The organism is Lentilactobacillus dabitei, from assembly GCF_019061365.1.
In the GTDB taxonomy this organism is placed as follows: Bacteria; Bacillota; Bacilli; order Lactobacillales; family Lactobacillaceae; genus Lentilactobacillus; species Lentilactobacillus dabitei.
Genome location: NZ_JAHPPD010000011.1, coordinates 1 through 21,121, shown reverse-complemented (window position 1 = coordinate 21,121; position 21,121 = coordinate 1). Strand labels below are relative to the sequence as shown.

At 38.2% G+C, this 21,121-nt stretch carries 39 protein-coding genes; 26 read left to right on the top strand and 13 right to left on the bottom strand.

Going from position 1 to position 21,121, the window contains the following annotated elements; genetic code table 11:
- Positions 1-183: 183 nt before the first annotated feature.
- From KTE19_RS03005 to KTE19_RS02970, 8 genes are all read right to left on the bottom strand, one after another.
- Positions 184-1,371, bottom strand: a complete 1,188-nt coding sequence (locus tag KTE19_RS03005) for a tyrosine-type recombinase/integrase (RefSeq protein ID WP_217341600.1) — start codon at positions 1,369-1,371, stop codon at positions 184-186.
- A 101-nt stretch (positions 1,372-1,472) separates the two neighbouring features.
- Complete coding sequence (locus KTE19_RS03000) at positions 1,473-2,486, bottom strand: DNA cytosine methyltransferase (protein WP_217341599.1); 1,014 nt, start codon at positions 2,484-2,486, stop codon at positions 1,473-1,475.
- A complete protein-coding gene (locus KTE19_RS02995; protein WP_217341598.1) occupies positions 2,486-4,336 on the bottom strand; it encodes an AAA family ATPase in 1,851 nt (616 codons plus the stop codon). The genes KTE19_RS03000 and KTE19_RS02995 overlap by 1 nt, the downstream gene beginning before the upstream one ends.
- Positions 4,337-4,444: 108 nt before the next feature.
- Positions 4,445-5,371, bottom strand: coding sequence for a hypothetical protein (locus KTE19_RS02990; protein ID WP_217341597.1), 927 nt, complete (start codon positions 5,369-5,371; stop codon positions 4,445-4,447).
- Positions 5,372-5,424: 53 nt separating this feature from the next.
- Positions 5,425-5,769, bottom strand: a complete 345-nt coding sequence (locus tag KTE19_RS02985; protein WP_217341596.1) for a hypothetical protein — start codon at positions 5,767-5,769, stop codon at positions 5,425-5,427.
- A gap of 440 nt (positions 5,770-6,209) precedes the next feature.
- The gene (locus tag KTE19_RS02980) at positions 6,210-6,875 is read right to left on the bottom strand and encodes a hypothetical protein (protein WP_217341595.1); all 666 of its coding nucleotides are present in this window, start codon (positions 6,873-6,875) and stop codon (positions 6,210-6,212) included.
- Positions 6,876-6,941: 66 nt separating this feature from the next.
- Positions 6,942-7,430 carry an ImmA/IrrE family metallo-endopeptidase gene (locus KTE19_RS02975; RefSeq protein WP_249778566.1) on the bottom strand — a complete coding sequence of 163 codons (489 nt, stop codon included), beginning with the start codon at positions 7,428-7,430 and terminating at the stop codon, positions 6,942-6,944.
- Positions 7,351-7,740 (bottom strand): helix-turn-helix domain-containing protein, encoded by a 390-nt coding sequence (locus KTE19_RS02970; RefSeq protein ID WP_065203746.1) that lies wholly within the window; start codon positions 7,738-7,740, stop codon positions 7,351-7,353. The genes KTE19_RS02975 and KTE19_RS02970 overlap by 80 nt, the downstream gene beginning before the upstream one ends.
- A gap of 136 nt (positions 7,741-7,876) precedes the next feature.
- Between KTE19_RS02970 and KTE19_RS02965 the strand changes: the two genes are divergently transcribed.
- Both KTE19_RS02965 and KTE19_RS02960 read left to right on the top strand, forming a co-directional pair.
- Positions 7,877-8,119 (top strand): helix-turn-helix domain-containing protein, encoded by a 243-nt coding sequence (locus KTE19_RS02965; RefSeq protein ID WP_217341594.1) that lies wholly within the window; start codon positions 7,877-7,879, stop codon positions 8,117-8,119.
- Positions 8,120-8,131: 12 nt separating this feature from the next.
- Positions 8,132-8,350, top strand: a complete 219-nt coding sequence (locus KTE19_RS02960; RefSeq protein ID WP_217341593.1) for a hypothetical protein — start codon at positions 8,132-8,134, stop codon at positions 8,348-8,350.
- Positions 8,351-8,421: 71 nt separating this feature from the next.
- On the opposite strand, the gene KTE19_RS02955 is transcribed toward KTE19_RS02960, so the two are convergent.
- The gene (locus tag KTE19_RS02955; protein WP_217341592.1) at positions 8,422-8,817 is read right to left on the bottom strand and encodes a hypothetical protein; all 396 of its coding nucleotides are present in this window, start codon (positions 8,815-8,817) and stop codon (positions 8,422-8,424) included.
- 97 nt (positions 8,818-8,914) lie between these two features.
- Here KTE19_RS02955 and KTE19_RS02950 point away from each other — a divergent pair, with 97 nt between their 5' ends.
- Complete coding sequence (locus KTE19_RS02950) at positions 8,915-9,127, top strand: hypothetical protein (RefSeq protein WP_065203743.1); 213 nt, start codon at positions 8,915-8,917, stop codon at positions 9,125-9,127.
- A 15-nt stretch (positions 9,128-9,142) separates the two neighbouring features.
- Positions 9,143-9,520: a hypothetical protein gene (locus KTE19_RS02945; RefSeq protein WP_217341591.1), complete on the top strand. Its 378-nt coding sequence runs from the start codon at positions 9,143-9,145 to the stop codon at positions 9,518-9,520.
- Here the strand turns inward: KTE19_RS02945 and KTE19_RS02940 are convergent.
- Together KTE19_RS02940 and KTE19_RS02935 are read right to left on the bottom strand one after the other, a co-directional pair.
- Positions 9,517-9,813 (bottom strand): hypothetical protein, encoded by a 297-nt coding sequence (locus KTE19_RS02940; protein WP_217341590.1) that lies wholly within the window; start codon positions 9,811-9,813, stop codon positions 9,517-9,519. The genes KTE19_RS02945 and KTE19_RS02940 overlap by 4 nt on opposite strands.
- 17 nt (positions 9,814-9,830) lie before the next feature.
- Complete coding sequence (locus KTE19_RS02935; RefSeq protein ID WP_217341589.1) at positions 9,831-10,067, bottom strand: helix-turn-helix domain-containing protein; 237 nt, start codon at positions 10,065-10,067, stop codon at positions 9,831-9,833.
- A gap of 130 nt (positions 10,068-10,197) precedes the next feature.
- On the opposite strand from KTE19_RS02935, the gene KTE19_RS02930 reads away from it, so the two are divergent.
- Together KTE19_RS02930 and KTE19_RS02925 are read left to right on the top strand one after the other, a co-directional pair.
- A complete protein-coding gene (locus KTE19_RS02930) occupies positions 10,198-10,410 on the top strand; it encodes a helix-turn-helix domain-containing protein (protein ID WP_283817064.1) in 213 nt (70 codons plus the stop codon).
- Between the two features lie 92 nt (positions 10,411-10,502).
- A complete protein-coding gene (locus tag KTE19_RS02925) occupies positions 10,503-10,661 on the top strand; it encodes a hypothetical protein (RefSeq protein ID WP_217341587.1) in 159 nt (52 codons plus the stop codon).
- Here KTE19_RS02925 and KTE19_RS02920 read toward each other — a convergent pair.
- On the bottom strand, positions 10,654-11,037 hold the full coding sequence (locus KTE19_RS02920; protein WP_217341586.1) for a hypothetical protein: 384 nt from the start codon (positions 11,035-11,037) through the stop codon (positions 10,654-10,656). The two genes, KTE19_RS02925 and KTE19_RS02920, sit on opposite strands and share 8 nt — an antisense overlap.
- Positions 11,034-11,267 (bottom strand): helix-turn-helix domain-containing protein, encoded by a 234-nt coding sequence (locus tag KTE19_RS02915; protein WP_217341585.1) that lies wholly within the window; start codon positions 11,265-11,267, stop codon positions 11,034-11,036. Before KTE19_RS02915 ends, KTE19_RS02920 begins: the two co-directional genes overlap by 4 nt.
- A gap of 138 nt (positions 11,268-11,405) precedes the next feature.
- Between KTE19_RS02915 and KTE19_RS02910 the strand changes: the two genes are divergently transcribed.
- The 20 genes from KTE19_RS02910 to KTE19_RS02820 all read left to right on the top strand — a co-directional run bounded on the left by KTE19_RS02910 (position 11,406) and on the right by KTE19_RS02820 (position 20,873).
- Positions 11,406-11,615: a helix-turn-helix transcriptional regulator gene (locus KTE19_RS02910; protein ID WP_085013284.1), complete on the top strand. Its 210-nt coding sequence runs from the start codon at positions 11,406-11,408 to the stop codon at positions 11,613-11,615.
- Complete coding sequence (locus tag KTE19_RS02905) at positions 11,615-11,920, top strand: hypothetical protein (protein WP_217341584.1); 306 nt, start codon at positions 11,615-11,617, stop codon at positions 11,918-11,920. The genes KTE19_RS02910 and KTE19_RS02905 overlap by 1 nt, the downstream gene beginning before the upstream one ends.
- Before the next feature lie 27 nt (positions 11,921-11,947).
- The gene (locus KTE19_RS02900; protein WP_217341583.1) at positions 11,948-12,682 is read left to right on the top strand and encodes an antA/AntB antirepressor family protein; all 735 of its coding nucleotides are present in this window, start codon (positions 11,948-11,950) and stop codon (positions 12,680-12,682) included.
- Positions 12,683-12,777: 95 nt separating this feature from the next.
- Positions 12,778-13,290 (top strand): helix-turn-helix domain-containing protein, encoded by a 513-nt coding sequence (locus KTE19_RS02895; protein ID WP_217341582.1) that lies wholly within the window; start codon positions 12,778-12,780, stop codon positions 13,288-13,290.
- Positions 13,268-13,567 carry a hypothetical protein gene (locus KTE19_RS02890; protein ID WP_008856361.1) on the top strand — a complete coding sequence of 100 codons (300 nt, stop codon included), beginning with the start codon at positions 13,268-13,270 and terminating at the stop codon, positions 13,565-13,567. Before KTE19_RS02895 ends, KTE19_RS02890 begins: the two co-directional genes overlap by 23 nt.
- A 124-nt stretch (positions 13,568-13,691) precedes the next feature.
- Complete coding sequence (locus tag KTE19_RS02885) at positions 13,692-13,850, top strand: hypothetical protein (RefSeq protein ID WP_217341581.1); 159 nt, start codon at positions 13,692-13,694, stop codon at positions 13,848-13,850.
- Positions 13,837-13,959: a hypothetical protein gene (locus KTE19_RS14125; RefSeq protein WP_258419055.1), complete on the top strand. Its 123-nt coding sequence runs from the start codon at positions 13,837-13,839 to the stop codon at positions 13,957-13,959. Before KTE19_RS02885 ends, KTE19_RS14125 begins: the two co-directional genes overlap by 14 nt.
- Positions 13,931-14,116, top strand: a complete 186-nt coding sequence (locus tag KTE19_RS02880; RefSeq protein ID WP_217341580.1) for a hypothetical protein — start codon at positions 13,931-13,933, stop codon at positions 14,114-14,116. The genes KTE19_RS14125 and KTE19_RS02880 overlap by 29 nt, the downstream gene beginning before the upstream one ends.
- Before the next feature lie 2 nt (positions 14,117-14,118).
- Positions 14,119-14,622 (top strand): host-nuclease inhibitor Gam family protein, encoded by a 504-nt coding sequence (locus KTE19_RS02875; protein WP_085012938.1) that lies wholly within the window; start codon positions 14,119-14,121, stop codon positions 14,620-14,622.
- Positions 14,619-15,329, top strand: a complete 711-nt coding sequence (locus tag KTE19_RS02870) for an AAA family ATPase (RefSeq protein ID WP_084988275.1) — start codon at positions 14,619-14,621, stop codon at positions 15,327-15,329. The genes KTE19_RS02875 and KTE19_RS02870 overlap by 4 nt, the downstream gene beginning before the upstream one ends.
- A complete protein-coding gene (locus tag KTE19_RS02865) occupies positions 15,310-15,870 on the top strand; it encodes a DUF669 domain-containing protein (protein ID WP_217341579.1) in 561 nt (186 codons plus the stop codon). Before KTE19_RS02870 ends, KTE19_RS02865 begins: the two co-directional genes overlap by 20 nt.
- A gap of 49 nt (positions 15,871-15,919) precedes the next feature.
- Entirely contained in the window at positions 15,920-16,789 is an 870-nt protein-coding gene (locus tag KTE19_RS13895; RefSeq protein WP_249778567.1) for a hypothetical protein, read from the top strand.
- The gene (locus tag KTE19_RS02855; RefSeq protein WP_249778565.1) at positions 16,786-17,610 is read left to right on the top strand and encodes an ATP-binding protein; all 825 of its coding nucleotides are present in this window, start codon (positions 16,786-16,788) and stop codon (positions 17,608-17,610) included. The genes KTE19_RS13895 and KTE19_RS02855 overlap by 4 nt, the downstream gene beginning before the upstream one ends.
- A complete protein-coding gene (locus KTE19_RS02850; RefSeq protein WP_217341578.1) occupies positions 17,607-17,903 on the top strand; it encodes a hypothetical protein in 297 nt (98 codons plus the stop codon). The genes KTE19_RS02855 and KTE19_RS02850 overlap by 4 nt, the downstream gene beginning before the upstream one ends.
- On the top strand, positions 17,900-18,616 hold the full coding sequence (locus KTE19_RS02845; protein ID WP_217341577.1) for a putative HNHc nuclease: 717 nt from the start codon (positions 17,900-17,902) through the stop codon (positions 18,614-18,616). Before KTE19_RS02850 ends, KTE19_RS02845 begins: the two co-directional genes overlap by 4 nt.
- Positions 18,591-18,779, top strand: coding sequence for a hypothetical protein (locus KTE19_RS02840; RefSeq protein ID WP_217341576.1), 189 nt, complete (start codon positions 18,591-18,593; stop codon positions 18,777-18,779). The genes KTE19_RS02845 and KTE19_RS02840 overlap by 26 nt, the downstream gene beginning before the upstream one ends.
- A 49-nt stretch (positions 18,780-18,828) precedes the next feature.
- Positions 18,829-19,260, top strand: a complete 432-nt coding sequence (locus KTE19_RS02835) for a DUF1064 domain-containing protein (protein ID WP_217341575.1) — start codon at positions 18,829-18,831, stop codon at positions 19,258-19,260.
- A gap of 11 nt (positions 19,261-19,271) precedes the next feature.
- Positions 19,272-19,874, top strand: a complete 603-nt coding sequence (locus KTE19_RS02830; protein ID WP_056939087.1) for an NUMOD4 domain-containing protein — start codon at positions 19,272-19,274, stop codon at positions 19,872-19,874.
- Positions 19,875-19,901: 27 nt separating this feature from the next.
- Positions 19,902-20,363: a class I SAM-dependent methyltransferase gene (locus tag KTE19_RS02825; RefSeq protein WP_217341574.1), complete on the top strand. Its 462-nt coding sequence runs from the start codon at positions 19,902-19,904 to the stop codon at positions 20,361-20,363.
- A gap of 51 nt (positions 20,364-20,414) precedes the next feature.
- The gene (locus tag KTE19_RS02820; RefSeq protein WP_217341573.1) at positions 20,415-20,873 is read left to right on the top strand and encodes a hypothetical protein; all 459 of its coding nucleotides are present in this window, start codon (positions 20,415-20,417) and stop codon (positions 20,871-20,873) included.
- Positions 20,874-21,121: the final 248 nt, after the last annotated feature.

The following is a 21,121-nucleotide window of genomic DNA, read 5'->3' as shown; positions in this document are numbered from 1 at the left end:
TACCCTTAAGTAATAGGGTTATAATTAGATTAAATTAAATCGCTTCATATCGACATTAACTGTTGATATGAAGCGATTTTTTTGTGTCTTCAATTGGATATGTGAGAAAGCGGAGTGATAATTATGTGGCAGTTTCTGTGGCATTTACAAAAGGTGCCACAGCTTTCTGCCACACTTCCGAAATTACTTGCCATTATTAGGTTTAAAAAGAGTGCCATTCATTTCGTTAATCAATTTTAAAGCTCCCTGCTTCGTTGGCCGTGTATATGAGTCTGTCATTGTTAAAGATGAGTGGCCCAGCCAATGCATAATATCAGTGGGTGAAAAGTTATTAGATCTAGCCATTGTGGCAAAATAATGACGTAGAAGATGGGGGTAAACGTGGACACCACAGGCACGTTCTACCTTTTTAAAAATTTTGTTAGGGTATTCTGGATGTATGGGTTCACCATAATCTTCCATTACGAATAGAAATGAGTCGTTGTTGTATTGTCTGCCACATTGAGTACATATGTTTTTTGAGTATTGAAGCGAAAATTTTAACAGCTCAACAAGTTCTCCCGTAACATAATTTTTGCGATAGCTGGCGTGATTCTTTAATTTTCCACCACCTTCCTCGTAACGAGTGCGTGCCATATCGTACGTGATCTCACAGGCTTCCTGGCCACCTTGCTTAAAAAACTTAAGGGACTTATACCGCAACCCAGAAATTTCCTCACGACGCGCTCCCAGCGCTAATAAGCAGATGAGGGTATACCAATATTTGCTCAAATATTCCCTTGCTGTCTTCATGAATAATTGATAATCTTGTGGTTCCAGCTTGGCTGGCTTAGGCTCCTTAGCACCTTCAATTGAGATGTCTTTTAATTTGTTTTTAGAAATCACATCATTACGTTCAGCAGCATTCATAATGATTTGCATAACAGAATTTATTGTACTGATGGTCGTCTTAGCGTAGCCATCTTTAACTTTGCTATCAATAAAATGCTGATACTGTTGCCGACTAATATCGGTTAACGCCATATTTCCAAATACAGGTTTGAGATGCTTTGCGAAATACATATCTTTTTGCGCAATTGTTGCCGGACGCCACTTACCGATATCAACTGATCGTTTACGAATTACTTCATAGTAAGCTTCGACTGTTGTTCGCCGGTTATTCAAAGCGTTAACGAAGCCATTATCAATATCGTTTTGAAATTTGTGTAAAGCAACTTCGGCATCTTGCCAATCACGAAAGCCACTTTTTTTGTATTCTCGGCGCTTATGTTCAGCATCGTAGTAGGTGAAGCGAATTCCGTATTTCTTACCATTTTTAACTGGGTATTCGTAGATATTGGGATGGCGCTTCATTGGTTTCCATTTTGCCATGTCATCATTTCCTTTCAATGTGTATTTTTAATTGATTTGTTTACAAAATAGGGCACGTATGTTCTCTAAACGTTCTAAATAAAAACTTCCTTAGGAAGTTCTTATTTAGAACTTCTTTGAAGTTTTAATAAATATTGTCCTTGCGCCTTAGCAACTAAAGGAGGGATAGCATTTCCAATCATTTGAGCCAATAATGATTTTGGATATTTTTCGTTAAAATAGTAATTTTTAGGAAATGACTGTAATAATGAAGCTTCCCTAACGCTAATGCTTCTGTTTTGTTCCGGATGTAAAAATCGTCCTTTAGAAGGGGACAAACATCCACCAGTAATTGTTGGAGAAGGAGTATCCCATTTCATTCGGCCATATACATCTGAAAACCCAACGTTCTTATGCTTATGACACTTTAACCAATAGCTTTCAGGAAGGTCTTTCCGGCTTCCACCATTTTTAGGAATCATACTGATAATTTTTTCAATATATTCAGTATGATTAGAATGAATTTTTTGAAGAATATCTGTACTTTTTTTCGGTGGAGTTAGATTACCAATACAGTCCCTTACTGTTTTTATATTTTTAGTTGTAAAATCTGGGAAATTTGGTTGTTGTTTTTTTGAACCTAATAAAACCAGCCTTTTTCTATTTTGTGGTACCCCAAAGTTTTTAACATTAATTATTTTTAAATCTAAAAAATAACCACATCGTTTTAGGGCAACAAGCATTTCTTTAAATTTATTAAAATGAACAATTTGCGGAACATTTTCCATCATAATAAATTCAGGAGATATAATCTTAACTACTCTTAAATATTCTTGAATTAACATATTTCTGCTGTCTTTATAGTTAGATCGTTTATTATTTCGATTCATTTGTGTGAATCCCTGACATGGGGGACAACCAGCAACTAAATTTACATTTTCCATTTGCTTAAATGTTGTGTCTGTTACCTTTTGAATATCTGAATTAATTATTTTAACATTCGGATGATTTGTAGCATAAATATTTGATATTTTTCTATCCAGTTCAATTGCATATTCCACATTTATTTCGCTTTGCTCTAAACCCTCGGTCAAGCCTCCACATCCTGAAAAAAGATCAATTGCGTTTATTCTCATTAATTATCACCTTTATGCTTTTTTTCAAATAAGCTTAAGAAGTTCTCTAGAATTCCCTGAATTTTTCTTACGTTTTCTTTGTCTTGTTCATTACTGCTATTAATCAATTGCTGTGTTAGTTCTTTAAAGAATGCGTAATATTCACTGTTGTTAATTTTACTATCCCCAATTTTTTTACAGGCAATATCATGCAGTGTTCCCTTTTTGTCACTTTTGTTTAATTCGATTTGAATCTGATAAAGCTTACATATTTCATTTAAAAATGGTTCATTCCAGATAATATCCTCAGGAGTATTTTCGGGCAAAAAATCAACATTAGTATAATAATACTCCAAATATTTTCTTTGAGCATCTAGTTTTATTTCGTCTTTTGATGTTGAGTGTTTCTCGTTTCTTCCCTTTGAAGATGGAAAGGGAATCTTTTTAGATATTTTTTCGATAGCAGAATTAATAAAATTGGGATCCTCAGCCTCTTTTACAGTTAAATTATTAATAGCTACTTTTTCAATTCTTTTATCCCCATCAAGGAGATAGAACCAATCTGTTAGTTGATGTAGAGACGATTGCAAAATATCTAATTTTTGTAAACTGTCAGCTCCCTCATGAGTGTACTCAACAGAAATAATATTTGCATCTATATTCATAGTTTTTATAACTGAATCTAAAAGTAATTTTGTCGCTTCATCTTCAACAAAAACAGTACAATTTGAAGAAACAGGTATTTCTAATTCATTAAATACTTCGTTAGGGGAACTGCTATTTTTAATAATAGCATTATTTATTTCTTTAATATTAGAGTTAACTGATATAGATTTAATAGCATTATCTGGTAGGCATGAAATAAATTTTTCCGAGTGAGTAGCAATAATTATTTGACTTTTAGTTCTTTTTAATTCAGTTAGTAAAAAGAGCAATAAGCGTTTTTGCGCACCAGGATACAAAGAGGTTTCTGGTTCATCTAAAAGGATTAAACTTGATGTACTAATAGAACAAAGCTTATGGACAAGCTGTATTACGGTAAATTCGCCGCTCCCTGCATGGGCTTCAGTATACTGAAAATCCTTTTTTTTGATTAAAGCAGAAATCCCCCAATTTCTAAAAAAATGATGGTACACTATTCTACCACTTACATATTCAGTTCCAAGAATTTCAGAAATAAAATGAAGTTCTGTTGTTGTCAATGTATGAGGAAGCTTGTTTTGAATTTTATGATTGTTAGTACTATAAAGTGATTTTCCACGAAAAGCTTTTTGTAATTTTGGGGAAACTCTTCTAATGAAATCCTGTTTAGTTACTGTTTTTATATCAGAAATGGATCCAAAGTAAAAGAATTTATCATAGGCACTCAGCTCTTGTCTAAAATCCAAGTAGAGACAATTCCAATCAATTGGGGGACGGCGGTTACCACTAATTTTCATCCGATACATTTTCTTTATTTTGTCAGTTTCCCAATAGTCCAAGTTTTTTCTTTTGGTTTTTGTCCCTGGACGCGATGATCTCCTCATTACTGTTTGGTTGAAATTTCCGTCTTCATAATAAGAATAGACAAAGCATTGAGGCATTCCCTTTCCATCACCATCCTTTATTGGATCAACAGTTGTTGAAAACCAATAATACGCAGGGGTTTGTCCCCTTGGACATCCATACAAAGCATGAAGTATGGAACTTTTTCCACAACCATTTTTTCCTACGAGTACAGTTAATGGAAATTCAAAATTTATTTCACTGAAAGGAATAAAATTTTTATAGTATGGAAATTTTATTGAAGAAATGTACTTTTTAAATTTATTGTTTGATTTATCCTGAGTTATGTCAGTAATTAACTTATGGATTTTCTCGTTTGTTCTCATACATTTTGAGATCCTTTCTCTAAATTCAGCTTTTATAGTCCTCAGCATTTAAACTAAGTTCCCCGATGGGAGTTGGACCTATCGTTGGCACCGGTGGGGAAAGCTAATTTATCTTTGAAGGTTTGAAACAGCATCAGATAATGCATCAGCTAAATTAACAGCAGCATCTGAAACATCATCTGAACTTTTTCCTGATAAAGTATCAGATAAGCGTGAAGACAAGGCAGCTAATTTTATGGATGTTAAAGAGGGAAAGCGATTTGCAAATAGTTGATAAGCATTTTGAATAGCCTGAGCATCCATTCTTACACCATTATCGTTGTCTTGGTCATCAACTGCATATCCCATATCAGAAATCACTTCAGAAAGATCATTACCATTATCTGATGAATCATAAGCTGCTTTAGGCGTAATATTCTCAAAATCAGCTAAAACATCGTCTTGATCTTGAGAATACATAGTACGTACAATAGATAGCATATTGCTGATATCAGATTTTTGTTGGACATAATCATTAGTTGACTGAGTGGTTCCTGATGAACCTGAGTTACTGGTGTTATTGTTCGTATTAGTGGTTCCTGATGAACCTGAGTTACTGGTGTTATTGTTCGTATTAGTGGTTCCTGATGAACCTGAGTTACTGGTGTTATTGTTCGTATTATTATTTGTAGATACAACTACTTTACTTAAGTTGCCCTTCCATATCCAACCTTTAACCTTATTATTACCACTCTTTAAATAATAATAAGTGGCCTCTTTACCATTTGCTTTTTTAACTTTAGCTGATTCAGTAGCATAAAAGGTCCATGAAAGATAGTTAGCAGCCCTGTGAGCCTTCTTATTTAAGCGAGGGTTAGTGTATAGATAACCCTTATTAACATTGTAAGGAGTCTTACTTAGCTTCTTATAACTAATAACTCGGGCTAGTTTTGTCTTAGCAAGCGCGTTTGGACTAGTAAATGTAGATACACTAATACCAGAAACTGTTCCCAATGTCATCGCTAAGATTGCCGAATAAATTAATTTACTTTTCATAGTATTCCTCCTAAATTTCAGCTTTTAAAGTCATCAGTATTTGGACTAGTTTATTAATAAATACCTTGCTTGAACCAACTATAACCAGAACGATTGACAGCATATGTGTAATAGCTATTGCTGTTGAAATGACCACTTTCAACTTGCCAATCGTAACTGGCCACATGATGAATTAACAAGTGGTGTCCACGGTGGATGCGGTATCTCTTAACAGCGTAACTTTTGTAAAGAGGGTAGGTGTTTCGAATCTTTACAATTGTTGACGTTTTAGTAACTGTAACCCAGTGAGGATGTGTCCAGTAGGTAAAACTATGATTTGCGGATACAGTGGTTGTAGAAACACCAATGCCAAGCGATAATGCTGTGATTCCCAATAAAATTGATTTTCTAAATTTCATATTTATAGCTCCTCAAAATTCTGATCATATTTTTAATGAACTTTAACGTAATCGACAATAATATCAGATTTTAATGTTTTACCATTTAGCGTAACAGTGTCAGTTAGACCAGACCCCTTTACGGTGATTGTGTCGCCCTCATGAATAGGGTGGGTTTATTCAAACTCGATATCTACAACTGATTCTTCTAATTGGTGCAACCAACGATGACCCACTTAGTAATCATCACCAACGTTATATTTTATTTCCCCATTTTGGACTTCCAGAAGCTCCTTGCTTTTATCTGATGGGTTGGGAACGATTATATGACTGTATTTGTGATTCAATTTTGCGGACTCTGTTTTAGCATTTCTTACAAGAGAATTCCAAACAGATATTGAACCGCCATTTAGATCTTGAATAACTCTTGCATCTTTGGAAAGGTCGATTTCAAATAGTTCTTATTCCCCATCGTATTTAAAACTTCCAAACATAGAAGTATGTGCTAGATTATTTCCAGTTGAATCTTTTACAGTTATATAATTTGCATTCACACTATCTGGAAGTGGTGAATACTTTTCTGCTGCATTTTGGCCAATGTTCCAGGCACCACGGACAGCTGCTTTTAGTTGATTATCAGACATGCTGAGAATATCCGAGTCTAAAATGATAACGGTTGCTGAATCGGCTTTTGAATAGTAAACGTTATCAATTGCTCCATGGTACTTAGTCGAAAGTTTTGATAAATATGATTGCAATTCCTGGTAATTAAGTTTTTCGTTCTTCTTACGTTGAATTTTTACTTGTTTTTTTAAAGCTTGATTTTCAGAAGATGATTCAGCTTTTCGTTTCGACGAAGATTCGGCTTTTGCCTTTTTTACTGAGGATGCTTTTACTGTAGAACTAGATGATTTATGTGACTCTTGAGATTGGGTGGTACTTGATGATCCATCACTCGAACTTGTCGAAGGATCGAGCATTCCTGCACCGATGCTTAGAACAAATAAAGCAATGGCAATTTTTCCGAATTTTGATTTGTGAAATTTTTCTGATCGACCTTTAATTGCCCAATAAACTGTGAACCCAATTGCAAAAATAAACAAAGTTGTACCGATATTCATCCACATACTAACTCGCTCCTTACTATATTCCCACATAAATCACAAGCAATATCTAGCCTGTCATCTCCTTAATCAATCTAGCATGTCAATGGGTGACCCATAACGGTGTACCAAATCATAATAACTGTCTGGTCCACACCCGTTTTCCTCAACATATAATAGTCCCATCAACGCAGTTGCGAACTGATTGGCTTCGTATTCGCAGGTTCCATGGCTTAATCGCCCAGTCTGATACCCATTTATTCCTGGTTGGCAAATAATATGACCCAATTCGTGACCACAGGTAAAATTGCGTTGTACGGAATCACGAATGCTTTCATTTAACAAGATAATTGGGCATTTATCAAAATAAGCAGTTTGGCCGAGTGGGTGGGGACCAAATGCTTCCCAACGAATCTCAATATCCAATTTCTCTGTTATAAGAAAAGGATCAGCCGTTCCATTATTGAATACAATACTTTTGACCATTTCTCTGACAAAATTATTTGCGACTATCTTTTTGCTTCTGTTTGTCCCAAAAAAGTCCTTCCAAAACTCTTCTAACTTGCTTCTGCTCTTCATCGGTTAATCCCTCACCCCCATAAGTCATGCCATTGGCATTTTCCTCAAGAAATCTCTTGAGGTCTTTTTTATCCTCATTGGTTGCCCAAGAAGGGGTATGACCATTTCGATCAATAGTGTTTCCTAATAAATAATCAGTAGAGACATTAAAAAAATTTGCAAGTGTTACAAGTGAATCTTTACTAGGCTCACGTAAATTTTTCTCATATAAAGAGATAGAAGCCTTGCTTACATTAATTTTCTTGCCCAATTCTTCCTGGGTAAGCTTGTGTTCGGTACGTAATTGTTTTAAGCGTGTTCCGAAATCCAAATGTATCACCTCAATTCATATAATAAAGTTTACAAATAGCAAACACAATAAAAGTTGACAAAATGTTGATTTTTTGTTGACAATCAACATAAAGTAAACTAAAATGTTTACATAAAGTTAATTAGGGGGTGATCTAATGAACAGCATTTTACGTGAGACAAGGCTTAAAAAAGGTTTAACCATGCAACAAATAGCAGACAAAGTCGGCATTTCAAAAAGTTATTATTCTCTTATAGAACGAGGAGAACGGCGTGCTAGCTATGAGTTGACTTTCAAAATTGCTAAAATTCTAAAAACTAAACCAGATTGTATTTTTTTAGAGTTTCAGTCAACTCTAAGTAAACAAAAAGATTCTTCTTCGCAGAAGGTAGGCACGTAAGGAGGTGAAAGAATGAACGAAGGAAACTTTAGTAAGCATCAGTATCTAACTGAGTTTAAAGAATCAAATCCACCATTTAAAGATGCACCAGGGTTTGATGATATTCCACAGTATGGAAAAGAAATTGTGGATCTTTTAAAAAAGAAAGACTTAACGCACGAGGAAGCGTACGCAAGTCTTCAATATGCCTATAACTTGATTAAATATGAATCCAATTTTTTAAAGATCTGATTCAATCAAAGAAACAGGTTCTAAAGTATCAGTTGCCGAAACTTTGTAGAAAGGCAAATCGACTTTTCCATCTAGACTTTTAATCTTGTAGATAAAGGGTGAGGTTGCTTTACGTCCTTCAAATCGGAAACAAGATTAAACAGAATTCTAAACACAACATCAGCATTTTTTAAATTGCTGGTACCGATATAAGTGCTGTAGAACTCATGTGATTGAAGCCGATTTAAACCTTGAATTAGAGAAAAGTCGTTGCTTGGCACTTCATCTTTAAAAAAGTAAAAACCGTTTTCTCCAACGACAACTTTCTTGTATGAAACCTGATTTGGAAGATTTCCGTGGTTCTGATACAAATCGGCAGTATAAAGCCTTTCATTCAATGCAAAGACTAATTTATACGACTTTGTTTCTGGCAACATTGATAGTTCATTGAGCAAATACTGAAATGTCTCTAGCTGAGCTAACTTCATAAATTTTCACCACCTTTAATGGAATAACTCAATTATCCCACTAAATGAATGATGTTGATGAGAATCCTGCAAGGTGAGCACGTAAGGAGGTGAATACATGGATAAGTTAAACATGAATCTAAGCGTCCATTCTTTGGATGAATTAAAAGAGTTGCTACCGCAAATAGCAACTCTTGCTAAGAACTATGAGATTAATTTGAACGTTAATCTTATGCCATCTGACGATCAAATGGCAATTCTAAAGGCTATCAAGCGTAACACTGAACCATCTACTTCAGAGGACTCAACAGAGATCAATGATGACTTTTAATGAGGAGATTAAGTAATGAAACTAGATCACACAAAGCAAGATAAATTTTCGAATATTGCCGATACGTTTATTACCGAATTGGTAAAAGCCGATTACAGTCTGAGCGATACCGAATTTCTATTTGATTATATCAAATCTCAAATGGCAGGTATGGCATTAAAACCGAAGCCCCACAAAGAAGTGGAAGACCATAACGAACGCTACAGAAAGATTGTTGTCAAGGAGCCACATGGACACGCGATGACGTTAATTTTTGGCGACCCTCATATGATACACACAATTATAGATACTGATGATAACTACTTTGTGGTCGAAATCGAAGACTCTTATGGATTCTTTACAACAGAAAATGGAAAGGGATTCTCAAAAAAGAATCCCTCATCTAAATATTAACGAATATTTTCCTTCCAATACCTGTAGCCACTAACAGTTAGTGGTTCGTGATGATCACGTAAAGTAACCCGTGCATGTTCAGGACCAGGCGTATTTGACCAATCAATCTCATAGTTGGTAAATCCGATATCATATAAGTCTTTTAATGCGCGCATCATATTTTCGTCTGTATACCCCTTTGCCTCACTAGCATCTGTAACGTTGCTTAATATGGCTTTCATATTTTCACTGTTTTTAGATGCTTTGACAAATTCAGCCAAGAGAAAATTTTCTATCTCATCATAATCTTGCAATTTTTATCACCTCCCTCCTATTTTTCCACCTCGTTGTAGGGAGGAAAGTCAAAAAAATCATGATAAGAAATATCAAGTGCTTTACACAATTTGCGTATGGTACCTACTCTCGGATTCTTACTTTCACCATTAACAATTCCGTTTAATGTTGTTTGAGGAACACCAGATAAAGTAGCAAGTCTATTAACTGTGAGGTTTCTCTCATTGAGGAAAGTGAAAAGTCGTTCTGATATAAGTTGTGCGTCGGTTTTCATTGCTTAGCTCCTAACTATTACGAATATCTCTAGTATAAGAGATATTTTTACAAGAAATTACCGAAATACCGTTGATAGTTATCTTTATGGCGGTATAATAAAGTTACCTAAATAAAGGTAGGTGATAAAAATGATTGGTGACAACCTTAAAAGATTGAGGAGATTGAAGAATTACTCGCAAATTGATCTATCTAAGCTTTCCGGTGTATCTCAAACAACAATTAGCGATGTTGAAAACAACTTGTATACACCGAATATCAAAAAAATCGTCGCGCTCGCTAAAACATTAAACGTTGATGTCAATGAATTACTGACAGATGAGGATAAGGAGGTGACCAAGTAATGCGAAAAGGGGTTTGGCGCGACCTGTTAGACGGAGCTGCCAAACTAGCTTCACTTGCCAAGAAACTAAGAGATACGAGGAGGTGAGAAGATATGAGGAAGGAAAGTTTCTCAGAAAGGGTCAACGATGCTATCAACGATGCTATGGAAGCATTTGTTGACTGGAACGATGATCATCCTTGGTTCCCGGCGATTGTATGGCCAATTATTGTTGGAGTGGTTTGGGGATTGCTTGACGCGATATTTAATTAAGTAGGTTCTTAATTACTTGAACAATTACAGCGACTGCGATCGGCCAGCCATAGATTTGGAAATACAGCCAAAATGTGCGTTCCCAAGAATGATTTAACTCATCTAGGTAATCTTTTCCATCAGATGTTAGCCACTCTACGTTACCAAGAACACCGGCTCTGTAATTCCCATTATTATCCTGATTATATACGACATGGACATAGTGCAAATGGTCTTTTTCAGAATCAAGTCTGTTGATATCCTCTTTTAATGTTAATGGATTCATTTTCAACTTATCGGGGGCTTCAGACATAAATGCATCTAAGCCTCTAGTTCCATAATCATATTTCTTTAGTAAATTGAGAATCTTTTTATCCCGTTTTTCACTAGGTTTCATTTTTCCACCTCGTTGTAGGGCGGAAAGTCGAAGAAGTCTTTGACTGAAATACCTAATGCCTTACACAAAAGGCGAATAGTATCAGCTTTGGGTACGCCAGTAGGCCGACTTTCTAAGGATGTTAAGGTGGATTGTCTGACCCCTGAAAGAGTAGCCAGACGATTTACTGTTAAGTTTCTTTCTCTAATTAATTGGTAGATTCGATTGAGAATCAACTCATGATCAGTCATGTAAAAATCTCCTTTAACGGTTATACGTTAAGTCTACCAATTATTTTTTGAACTGATTACCGTAAATACGTTGACATTTACCTTAAATGCGTTATTATATAAATGTACCGCAAATACGTTAACTAAGGAGGCACGAAAATGACTGTTGGACAAAACGTAAGAAAGTATCGATTGGCTCTTGGATTGTCTCAGGGACGACTATCAGATATGAGCACCGTTCCACAAACGACAATTAGCACTATTGAACACGGTGCTACGCCAAATGCACGAATTGCAAATGCACTCGCTAAAGCATTAAATGTTTCAATTGAAGATTTGCTTGATGAAGAACAGGAGGTGACCAAGTAGTGCAAGTAACAGAGGAACAACTCAAGGCATTCCCAGAAGAAGAGCGTCCGGTTGTCCGTCGATTATTAACTAAGCAAAGCAATCCGAAGGCTATGGTACTGAAACAAGAGGTTCATGACTGGGCGTGTGCCAGAGCTTATACGGATGATGGACACCAGCTGTTTCCCTGGAGTCAGTTAGTTTCTTCAGTAAATATGGCGATTAAATTAAAACTTAGCTTGAAGGACATTCGTAAGTTGACTGATGAACAGGTTCCAGAAGCTCGAAAGTTATTTGAGAAGTTTAAAGCAGACTTCGATATTTAGTTTTCAAAGAACGAAAGGATGATACAAATGAATGAACTAATTAAAACTTTCAAACAAAATGATGGTTCCGTTGCTGTCGACGGTCGGGACCTGCATGACTTCCTGGAAGTAAAGGAACGATATAACGACTGGTTCAGAGATATGCAAAAGTATGGATTTACTGAAAACGTTGATTTCATTAGTTTTACTGGAAAAAAAGTAAAACCTCAAGGTGGCCGTCCTCAAGTAAACCACGCATTGACTCTGGACATGGCAAAGGAATTATCCATGATTCAAAGAACGGACAGAGGCAAGCAAGCTCGACAATATTTTATCGCAATGGAGAAGCAAGCTAAGGCCCAGCCACAATTGCCGTTACCGAAAGATTACCCAAGTGCATTACGAGCCTTGGCTGATTCGATGGAAGAGAATCAGAAGCTTAAGCCGGCTGCGGATTACACTCAAAAGATGCTTGCTAATCCAGGGTTAGAAACCACGTCAATGATTGCCAAGAATTACGGGATGTCGACCGCCAAGTTCAATCAGTTGCTGCACAAAATGGGGATTCAGTACCGGCAGGGGAAAACGTGGTTGCTATACGCCAAGTATCAAGGGTTTGGGTATACGCACATTGAGCCATTTTCCTACTTTGATCAGAAAACGGGAACTAAGAAAGTCGCCAACACGATGAAGTGGACACAGCGAGGGCAGAAATTCATATATGATTTTCTGGCTTCCAAAGATGTTTATCCGCAAGTGGAACGGCTAACACTATTGAGTTAATGGCTAGTGTTATTAATCCTCTGCTACTTTTAATGTACCTTTTTAGGGGATGAACGGCATTACTGAAATTACACAAATTTAAGGGGGCGATATTTATGAGCATTGATATAAGGAAGGACCTGAGAGATGTCATCACGAGGTCAGGGTATTCACAGAGCCAGGTTGCCGCCGAGATGCATTTATCAAAATCAAACATTACAAACTGGTTGACTGGTGATCGTGATATTCCGCTGAATCGGTTGTTAGGCGTGATGAATTATCTGGATGATGATTTATTCCGCTATCAGGTGGCTGAATATCTTTGCGGATTAAGATTACTTTCACCTGATCAGATCAGTGTTGACATTCCGCAAACTCGTTTTATTGAGACAAGTAAGGAAGAAGCTGAACGCAAAGCACTTGATGACAAGGTGATGTTAATTTTTAACAAACCAGCTTCAGAAGTCACAAAGCAAGATATCCATGATGTTCAGTTTTATTTACAGCAGCTCAGTGAAGAAACGGACAGTCAAACCAGCATGCAAGTTTCGATTCACAATCTGATTCGACAATGGATCATCAATCGGCCACAAGGAGGTGTCGCCTATGAAAGTTACGGTCAATCTTGACAATGTGGATTCAAAAAATGTCGTTGAAGCGGTTATCAAACAATTAGTTCCAGTTATTACTGATCAAGTTAGCAAACAAATTGATCAAAAGTATCGCGAAGCAACGTTAACTGAAGCTCAGGCAGCCTTAGAAGTATTCGCATGTAAAGACACTAAGACTTTCGAGAAGTACTATCCAGACTGTCCACACGTTGTTCAGGGGCATCAGAAAAAGTACAACCGCGAAGAATGCATCAAGTATTTTAAGCGGCATCAGATATTTGCAGGGGAGATGTAATCAATGGCTGCAGTTTTAAACTTTATTAGCTGGGGAACGTTTTATGGATTGGTTTTTGGCGCCGGATACATTTTTAACAGCGTGATTCACAATCCACATGATTGGTTTGACTAGGAGGCAAAACATGAAAAATGAGCAAAAGAAAAGCGCTGAACAGGTGCAACTGTCCAACGCAACTAAAGCGAAGTTGTTCGCATATCAAAATATTCTATACATCAAGTATAGACCGACACAGACATTTCTGCAACGACTGTTAGGGGGCATGAAGCATGTATCCAGATAGTCCAAAAGAAGATGCCTATTACGACGAATTAGCTGATGAGTATGAAACTGGTACAGACAAAGAACTGGAGGAGCTTAAGTATGAAAATCAAGCTGGCGAATGGGATTAAAGCAGTCAAATATGCACGCTTGCGAGTTGCCGGATTGGAACGAGCTTATGACCAAGAAAGCAATCCGAAAGTTAAAAGTGCGCTGCTGACTTGCCTCAGAAAAGAAAAAGATAAACTAAGCGATTACGAAGTTACCGATATTTACGAGGAGGACTAGTTATGGATGAAATTAAAGAGGCACCGGAAAAACAAACATTTGTTATTGATGACGATAACAAAGCAAACTGGGCATTTCGTAAATTAGCTGAGGTTAAGCATGAGCTGGATATCAAAGCGCAACAAAAAGCCGGCTTTGACGAACAAACCAAGGAATGGTACGAAAGCGAAACTAAACCATTGAAAGAAAGCCAGGATTACTTTGAACAATTGATTGAACAGTATCGCCAAACGCAACCTGATGGCAAGGTTAAAGTTCCAGCTGGTTATACCAGCCTGCGTCATGCTAAACAATACCAACGTGAACCCAGTAAGCTTCTTCCGTTTGTAGAAAAGAATTATCCAGACTTACTCAAAAAAGACATTAAATGGGCAGACTTCAAAAAACAGCTGACCGATTATGACGGGGTAGCCATTGATCAAAATGGCGAGAAAGTACCTGGAATTACTGTGATCGAAAAGGAATCAGTTAGTTATCACCCTAATAAGGTAGGCGATCAACTATGAAGATTTACAAGAATGGAGAAATTCCACGAATTCCCAATATGTATTTCGTTTACGGCGATGGTGGAACCGGTAAAACAACTTTGCTGAAACAGTTTGAAGGTCATAAATTACTTTTTAGCTTTGATCTGTCAAGCAATGTCTTGATTGGCGACGAGGATACGGACGTGGTGATCTTTGATAAAGCTGACATGCCCAAGATTCAAGCTAAAGTTGTTCAGGTTATCAATTGGGCAATTCACCAGAAAGTTTATCGAGTGATTGCCCTTGACAATATGTCAGCCTTACAAAATTACGTACTCGAGAATATTGATAACGCAGCTAAAGATAATCGGCAGAATTATCAAAAGCTACAACTATGGTTTCGGGATCTGGGTACCATGCTTAAATCAAGCGGTGCCACGATCTATGCTACTGCTCATCAGGTTGACAATGGAACGTCAGGATTAACTGGAGGCGGTCGTTATGCCGCTGACATGAATGAGAAGACGTTTAACGCGTTTACCAGCATGTTCGATGTAGTAGGCCGAATCTATGTTAAAGATGGTCAGCGGATGATTGATTTAGATCCAGAGCAGGGGAACCATGCCAAGAACCGGTTGGATGATCGTAAGTTAATTCATGCAAGCGAACTCATTCAATCCAAAGTAACTAAATTAAAGCCAAACGAAAAGAAGGAGCAAACAGAAAATGCCATTGTTCATAACTGATTCAAATAATGTTTTAGGTGCAAGCGTCCAAGAAGCCGGTTTATATAATGTGAAAATTGTCAAAGCAGAAGTAGGAAAGACCGGACGTGGTCAGCAAAAAATTACTCTAGACTATGAAATTATTGACGGTAAATACCAAGGCGCAACAATTCCATATCAAACTTTGACCTGGAATGATGAAGATTCGAATCATTTGAAAAAATCTCAGCGTCGATTTAATACCTTAGTAGTTGCTTTGGGAGCAACTAATGGAACACCAATTGATTCACTACAAAGCATTGTCAATGTAGCTGTCGGTAAAACATTATCTGTTGATACTGAATGGGGCAAACCCAATGACAAAGGAAACATCTATTTAAACGCTTATAACTATCATCCAGTTAATCCAGATGGTAGTCAGCCAAATGGTGTTAAGCGTCCCAACGTGGGACAAACTAGTGACAAACCAGCTACTGGTACGCCATTGCCAAATGATAACGATGATCCGTTTGCAAACGGCAATGATTCCGTTGATGTTAAGGATGATGATTTGCCATTCTAAATTAAAGATTAGTGGTGGGTGGGAGGAATAAATGAAAGGGGGTTCTAGTTTGGATTACTTCAAACAAAGACGGGCGTACCGCCAGTTGAAAATGACTGAAATTGATGTCTCTAATGGCCAAAATAATCTGTATCGCGAGTTATTAGATTACGCGAACGATGAGAGCAAATTGGATGTCCAGTTTCGCATGAAAAATTCGGCACTCCTCAGTCTGACAGGATTATCCGAACCCGGACTCAAAAAGGCACGCAATTCACTCGTGCAACATGGGTTAATTAAATATATTCAGGGTAAGAAAAATGTTAAACCCCCAGAATATCAAATTATCAATCTGTACGAAAAAGCAAAGCAAGCAACAAGTTACCCAACTAGTAAGGATACTTTAAAACCAAAAAGTATCTCAACTGGTTTAGAAGGAGTATCCCAACTGGTTAGGCAACCTGGATCCCAAGCGGTAGCTCATAAAGAACTTACTAATACTGACTCTAACCTAACTAAAAACAAACGTCCGCGATCTAAGGCATCACGAACCTACACCCCGGCTGAACAACCTTATCAAATTGCTGAACATCTCTACAAACGAATCCTTGAACATCAGGATTTAAAAAAGCCTAACTTGCAAAAGTGGGCGGATGAAGTTCGCCTAGCTCATGAGCGTGATGGCCGGGACTATGACAAACTTAATAAGCTGGTTGATTGGGCGCAGGATAACGATTTCTGGCAGGCTAATATTTTGTCAGCCAAGAAATTACGTGAAAAATATGACATTCTAACGGGGCAAGCCAACCGCGAATACAAACAAAAAGAGCTTAGCCGGCATGACGATACCTCTAGAGATTTTGGCGGATCCACTAGATATCGACACGAGGCTAAGCCCGAACCAATTCGCACACCCCAGAAGGGAGACGAGCCATTTTGAACCAACTCGAATCAGCGATGAAAAAATTTGCCAACAAGCTCTTCGAAACCTATGGCACTCAGTGCCCCAACTGCGGGGAACTGTTACTGCGTCCCAAAATTTTGAATAAAGCGACTGGTAAAAAGATGCATGGGGCCTGCTTTAACTGCGGTTATAAAGAGCCCCTACCGAAACATACCACGCCGACTAATGAAAAATTATCGGAACAAGCTCGAAAGGATGCTACCTTGAAGTATTTTAACGCGTATAGCATATACAGTTCTTTTAAGGTATTTAATCACCGCTTTGATAATTATATCGCAAATACTTCGGCACAAAAACGAGTTAAGCAGCATTGTCAAAAATTAGCCAATCAGATTGCTGAAGGGCAAACGATTCATACGATGCTACTAGGCAATACTGGTGTTGGAAAAACCCATTTAGCGGTGGCCATGATGTACCGCATCTTTGAGCTGACCCATTACCGTCAGCATGGCATGTTTATTGACTGGCGCCAATTAATTGCCGATAAAAAAGCCGGTATCTCCCAACCTGATCTACAACGAAAAGTTGATAACAGTCTGCACCATCTGCAAACCGCGGATTTTGTCATTATTGACGATCTGGGGAGCGAACGAACCACTGACTTTTCACTGGATTTGGTTGACCAACTCTGGCGTTACCGGGAAAATTTATCAACAATTGTGACTTCGAATCTGATTGGGAGTGCCTTCCAAGAAAAGTATGGCAATCGGGCCTTTAGCCGCATGGCCAATCATGGCGTGGGCAACACCATCTTGTTTAGTGATATTGAGGATCACCGAATGGGGGCGAAAGCATGACTAAGATTGCTTGGGCCGACGAAATGCTCAAACTAGCTAAGAGTGAAGTCCATGCCGATTGGATTCTTGAACGCTATAAGGATCAAATGCGGCTGGTTGTTCGCCAAGGCGGTAATCAGTACGATTCGAATTGTCGGGAAATCTTTCGACGCTTTGCCGTGATGGTGATGTTATATCAATATGACGCCGACTTTTTAACAAATTTTGAATGGGACCCAAATTTAGAAGCTGAGGACTATTTGGACTTTAAAGCGGCAATCGCCCAGCAGAAAAAGAAGGTTATGGACACATGAGAATCATTGCTCAACGACATGGTAAAGATCTGGTGGTACATCTCAGCCAAGAACCCGATGAAGACCATTTGGAGACGGTCAACGGCCAATCAGATCAAGTTTGGGTGGATCTAACGTTTGCCGATCCGCGCCAAGCCCGACCACAGCAACGGCGGTTATTCTTTGCCCTGCTAAATGATATTGCCACTTACTACGTGGTGCCACCGGATTTCTTGAAAACGATGTTTTATACCCAGTATGAGTTTTATACCGCTGGTAAATCTATCAGCCTATCAGACGCCACTCAATCGTCAGTTAGCGATGCTAATCAGTTACTCGACCTAGTGATTGACTTTATGTTTGAATGGCACGTGCCATTCAAGAAGGGCTATGAGCTACTGCCCAAGGATGAAGCTTATTACCAGTACGAATGTTGCCGCCACCGGGTTTGTGCCATCTGTGGCCGTGAGCACGCTGACATTCATCATTGGGACGCGGTGGGGACGGAAACCCGCAAGTTGGCTGATCATCGGCAACATCGGTTCATGGCTTTGTGTCGCGAACATCATACCGAGTTTCATACGCTGGGAGCTGATTCGTTTAGTCGAAAGTATCATGTTAGACCGACCAAATTAAAGCCAGCGGACCTCATTAAACTGGGAGTTATGACCCAGAAGCGAATAAACGAAATTGACAGGAGGAAAAGCAATGAGTTTTCGAGCAGTTGGCATTAATAGTCACAAAGAATACGCCATGGCGCAACACAAGGCAGAGCTAATGAAAAAACTGGCGTTGATTTATCCGACTTATCGGAACAGTTGGAGAATTGATGGTACTCAGACGAAGAAAGCGAATAAGCCGATCTATCCGGAACCACTAGAAATAATTAAGAGGTGATTAGAGCAATTGGAGAACAGATGGAATTTGACAAGATGAAGGTGAGCAAATGACAAACTATCCCACAGGTGTCCAAGAGCCACCTGGGTCGGCAATTAAATTGCCAAGAAAGGGCAATAAGTTCAACGCCCACAAAATTAGTATTGATGGTCACCAATTTGATAGCAAGGCCGAGGGTGCGTACTACCTGCACTTGAAGAACTTGAAATTGGATTTTAAAATCCATGAGAAGTTTGAGACCTTACCAAGTTTCGATCTACAAAATCCTAGGAAGCATGTCCGTGGTTGCACCTATACGCCAGATTTCAGCATATACGAACACGGTAATTTGGTCAGCGTGGTGGATGTGAAAGGAAATCGTGCAACGTTAACCAGAGCGTCTGTCTTGCGTATGAAGATGTTCATGGCTAAGTATCGAGTGGCAGTAATTATTGCAGTATACGACTATAAGATGGGTACTTTTTCAGAATCAGTTGCTTGAGGTGGTCAAAAATGATTGAGAAATGGCGAAAAATAAAAGGATTTAAAGGATATGAGATTTCAAGCCTAGGCCGACTTCGCTCACACAGAATTGGACACAAGCATACAAATACTGTGCCTACAAGAATGCTTCATCCATCAATTAATGGAAATGGTTATTACGTTTCACAGTTAATGGGATCAGACGGTCAGCCCCATAATGTTCAAATTCATCGCCTGGTTGCCATTGCATTTATTCCAAATCCACATCATTTTCCCATAATAAATCATCGAGACGAGGACAAAACAAATAACCGTGTTGATAATTTGGAATGGTGCACTTACGAATATAACAGCAACTATGGCACATGGATTCATAAAAGAGCGCAAAAATTTAAAAAAGATCACTTTTATGAAAAACGGGCGTTACGCCAAAACAAACCTGTTTTACAGATTGATCCTTTGACACGCAAAGTTGTCAAAAAATGGGACAGCTGCATTCAAGCTGAGAAAGCAGGTTTTAATTGTCATCATATCGGGCAGTGTGCTAATCACCGTGTGGGCAGGCGCACCCATAAAGGTTTTTGTTGGGAATGGGTATCAGATACCGGTGGTAATCGCCGAGTACGACGCTAAGAACGGCATATTTGAGGAGTATTAAAAATGAAATACATTTTAGATGCAGCTTGTGGAAGCCGAATGTTTTGGTTTGATAAAGCCAATCCGAACGTCACTTTCATGGATAATCGACAGTATTATGAGAAACTACCCACAGGACACATCGTCGACGTTAATCCTGATGTGGTAGCTGATTTTACGGAGATGCCATTTTCTGATAATAGTTTCTACATGGTTGTATGGGATCCGCCGCATTTGATTCACGCTGGCAAAACATCCTGGTTGGCCAAAAAGTACGGCAAGCTAGATCAGGATAATTGGCAGACTGATTTATCCAAAGGATTCTCTGAATGTCTGCGAGTTCTCAAACCACATGGAACGTTAATTTTTAAATGGAATACTTGTCAAATACCTATGAACCAAGTTTTGGAATGTTTTAGTCAAGCTCCTTTATTTGGAGATAAGAGAAGTAAGACTAGATGGCTTGTATTTATGAAAGGAGAGTGACAGTAATGAGCAGAGAAATTAGATTTAGAAAAATAGGGGTCCTGGGCGATTATGAACAGGGCTAGAGAGGTTGAACTTATTAGTAAATTACTAGAGTTAAAAATTCGCAACTATGAAAAAATTATCCATGATCATAATCGGGACAATAAGCGCTTCTATGATGAATTATTGGTCCTGATCCAACAATGTGAGGGACGTTATAAATCAGTCGCTGAAGCTCCCGATGATTCACCTGAATGGCAGGCGATTGTTCTTAAGCAGACTGAACAGCCAGTTTTAAGTTTCCGATCCCGCAAAATGGGGGATATGTCAGCACGTGAAGCTGCCAAGATTCGTCGGGAAGTCGTTGAGCTCTATAATCGCGGCTATCCTACAGCAACCATTGCTCATATTTTGGGAATTAAAGCATCTCTGGCAGGTAGCACAATTGCAAATTATCAACATCAAATCAACTCCCAAAATACGGTGCAATCGCACGAACGAACAAGACAATTGGGGGCAAACAAATGAGCGATGACATGAAATTGCTTAATTGTTTACTTGATGCTTTTTAAAAAGAGAGATAGCTAAATGAACGTTTCAGAATTTGGAGGAAAAATAAAAAAGCTCCCGTCTCCGGCAGCTTAAATAATGTTAGTTAATGACAGATTAATTATAACATCAGATGAGGCTAAAACAAAGGAGTTGCGTTATGGGTAAGACTGACATGATTGAATTATTTCCAGAAGTAAATAAAAAAGAAACGGTTGACCGGGTTA

Coding starts and splice junctions, on each gene's coding strand:
- KTE19_RS02880 (WP_217341580.1), top strand. CDS start 13,931: ATGAAAATCAAGCTGGCGAATGGGATTAAAGCAGTCAAATATGCACGC.
- KTE19_RS02930 (WP_283817064.1), top strand. CDS start 10,198: ATGATTGGTGACAACCTTAAAAGATTGAGGAGATTGAAGAATTACTCG.
- KTE19_RS02865 (WP_217341579.1), top strand. CDS start 15,310: ATGCCATTGTTCATAACTGATTCAAATAATGTTTTAGGTGCAAGCGTC.
- KTE19_RS02965 (WP_217341594.1), top strand. CDS start 7,877: ATGAACAGCATTTTACGTGAGACAAGGCTTAAAAAAGGTTTAACCATG.
- KTE19_RS02995 (WP_217341598.1), bottom strand. CDS start 4,336: ATGAGAACAAACGAGAAAATCCATAAGTTAATTACTGACATAACTCAG.
- KTE19_RS02910 (WP_085013284.1), top strand. CDS start 11,406: ATGACTGTTGGACAAAACGTAAGAAAGTATCGATTGGCTCTTGGATTG.
- KTE19_RS02920 (WP_217341586.1), bottom strand. CDS start 11,037: ATGAAACCTAGTGAAAAACGGGATAAAAAGATTCTCAATTTACTAAAG.
- KTE19_RS02875 (WP_085012938.1), top strand. CDS start 14,119: ATGGATGAAATTAAAGAGGCACCGGAAAAACAAACATTTGTTATTGAT.
- KTE19_RS14125 (WP_258419055.1), top strand. CDS start 13,837: ATGTATCCAGATAGTCCAAAAGAAGATGCCTATTACGACGAATTAGCT.
- KTE19_RS02830 (WP_056939087.1), top strand. CDS start 19,272: ATGATTGAGAAATGGCGAAAAATAAAAGGATTTAAAGGATATGAGATT.
- KTE19_RS02915 (WP_217341585.1), bottom strand. CDS start 11,267: ATGACTGATCATGAGTTGATTCTCAATCGAATCTACCAATTAATTAGA.
- KTE19_RS02890 (WP_008856361.1), top strand. CDS start 13,268: ATGAAAGTTACGGTCAATCTTGACAATGTGGATTCAAAAAATGTCGTT.
- KTE19_RS02990 (WP_217341597.1), bottom strand. CDS start 5,371: ATGAAAAGTAAATTAATTTATTCGGCAATCTTAGCGATGACATTGGGA.
- KTE19_RS02840 (WP_217341576.1), top strand. CDS start 18,591: ATGAGTTTTCGAGCAGTTGGCATTAATAGTCACAAAGAATACGCCATG.
- KTE19_RS02845 (WP_217341577.1), top strand. CDS start 17,900: ATGAGAATCATTGCTCAACGACATGGTAAAGATCTGGTGGTACATCTC.
- KTE19_RS02980 (WP_217341595.1), bottom strand. CDS start 6,875: ATGTGGATGAATATCGGTACAACTTTGTTTATTTTTGCAATTGGGTTC.
- KTE19_RS02945 (WP_217341591.1), top strand. CDS start 9,143: ATGAAACTAGATCACACAAAGCAAGATAAATTTTCGAATATTGCCGAT.
- KTE19_RS02960 (WP_217341593.1), top strand. CDS start 8,132: ATGAACGAAGGAAACTTTAGTAAGCATCAGTATCTAACTGAGTTTAAA.
- KTE19_RS03005 (WP_217341600.1), bottom strand. CDS start 1,371: ATGGCAAAATGGAAACCAATGAAGCGCCATCCCAATATCTACGAATAC.
- KTE19_RS02885 (WP_217341581.1), top strand. CDS start 13,692: ATGAAAAATGAGCAAAAGAAAAGCGCTGAACAGGTGCAACTGTCCAAC.
- KTE19_RS02935 (WP_217341589.1), bottom strand. CDS start 10,067: ATGAAAACCGACGCACAACTTATATCAGAACGACTTTTCACTTTCCTC.
- KTE19_RS02950 (WP_065203743.1), top strand. CDS start 8,915: ATGGATAAGTTAAACATGAATCTAAGCGTCCATTCTTTGGATGAATTA.
- KTE19_RS02870 (WP_084988275.1), top strand. CDS start 14,619: ATGAAGATTTACAAGAATGGAGAAATTCCACGAATTCCCAATATGTAT.
- KTE19_RS02985 (WP_217341596.1), bottom strand. CDS start 5,769: ATGAAATTTAGAAAATCAATTTTATTGGGAATCACAGCATTATCGCTT.
- KTE19_RS02975 (WP_249778566.1), bottom strand. CDS start 7,430: ATGAAGAGCAGAAGCAAGTTAGAAGAGTTTTGGAAGGACTTTTTTGGG.
- KTE19_RS02825 (WP_217341574.1), top strand. CDS start 19,902: ATGAAATACATTTTAGATGCAGCTTGTGGAAGCCGAATGTTTTGGTTT.
- KTE19_RS02850 (WP_217341578.1), top strand. CDS start 17,607: ATGACTAAGATTGCTTGGGCCGACGAAATGCTCAAACTAGCTAAGAGT.
- KTE19_RS03000 (WP_217341599.1), bottom strand. CDS start 2,486: ATGAGAATAAACGCAATTGATCTTTTTTCAGGATGTGGAGGCTTGACC.
- KTE19_RS02900 (WP_217341583.1), top strand. CDS start 11,948: ATGAATGAACTAATTAAAACTTTCAAACAAAATGATGGTTCCGTTGCT.
- KTE19_RS02835 (WP_217341575.1), top strand. CDS start 18,829: ATGACAAACTATCCCACAGGTGTCCAAGAGCCACCTGGGTCGGCAATT.
- KTE19_RS02925 (WP_217341587.1), top strand. CDS start 10,503: ATGAGGAAGGAAAGTTTCTCAGAAAGGGTCAACGATGCTATCAACGAT.
- KTE19_RS02895 (WP_217341582.1), top strand. CDS start 12,778: ATGAGCATTGATATAAGGAAGGACCTGAGAGATGTCATCACGAGGTCA.
- KTE19_RS02955 (WP_217341592.1), bottom strand. CDS start 8,817: ATGAAGTTAGCTCAGCTAGAGACATTTCAGTATTTGCTCAATGAACTA.
- KTE19_RS02820 (WP_217341573.1), top strand. CDS start 20,415: ATGAACAGGGCTAGAGAGGTTGAACTTATTAGTAAATTACTAGAGTTA.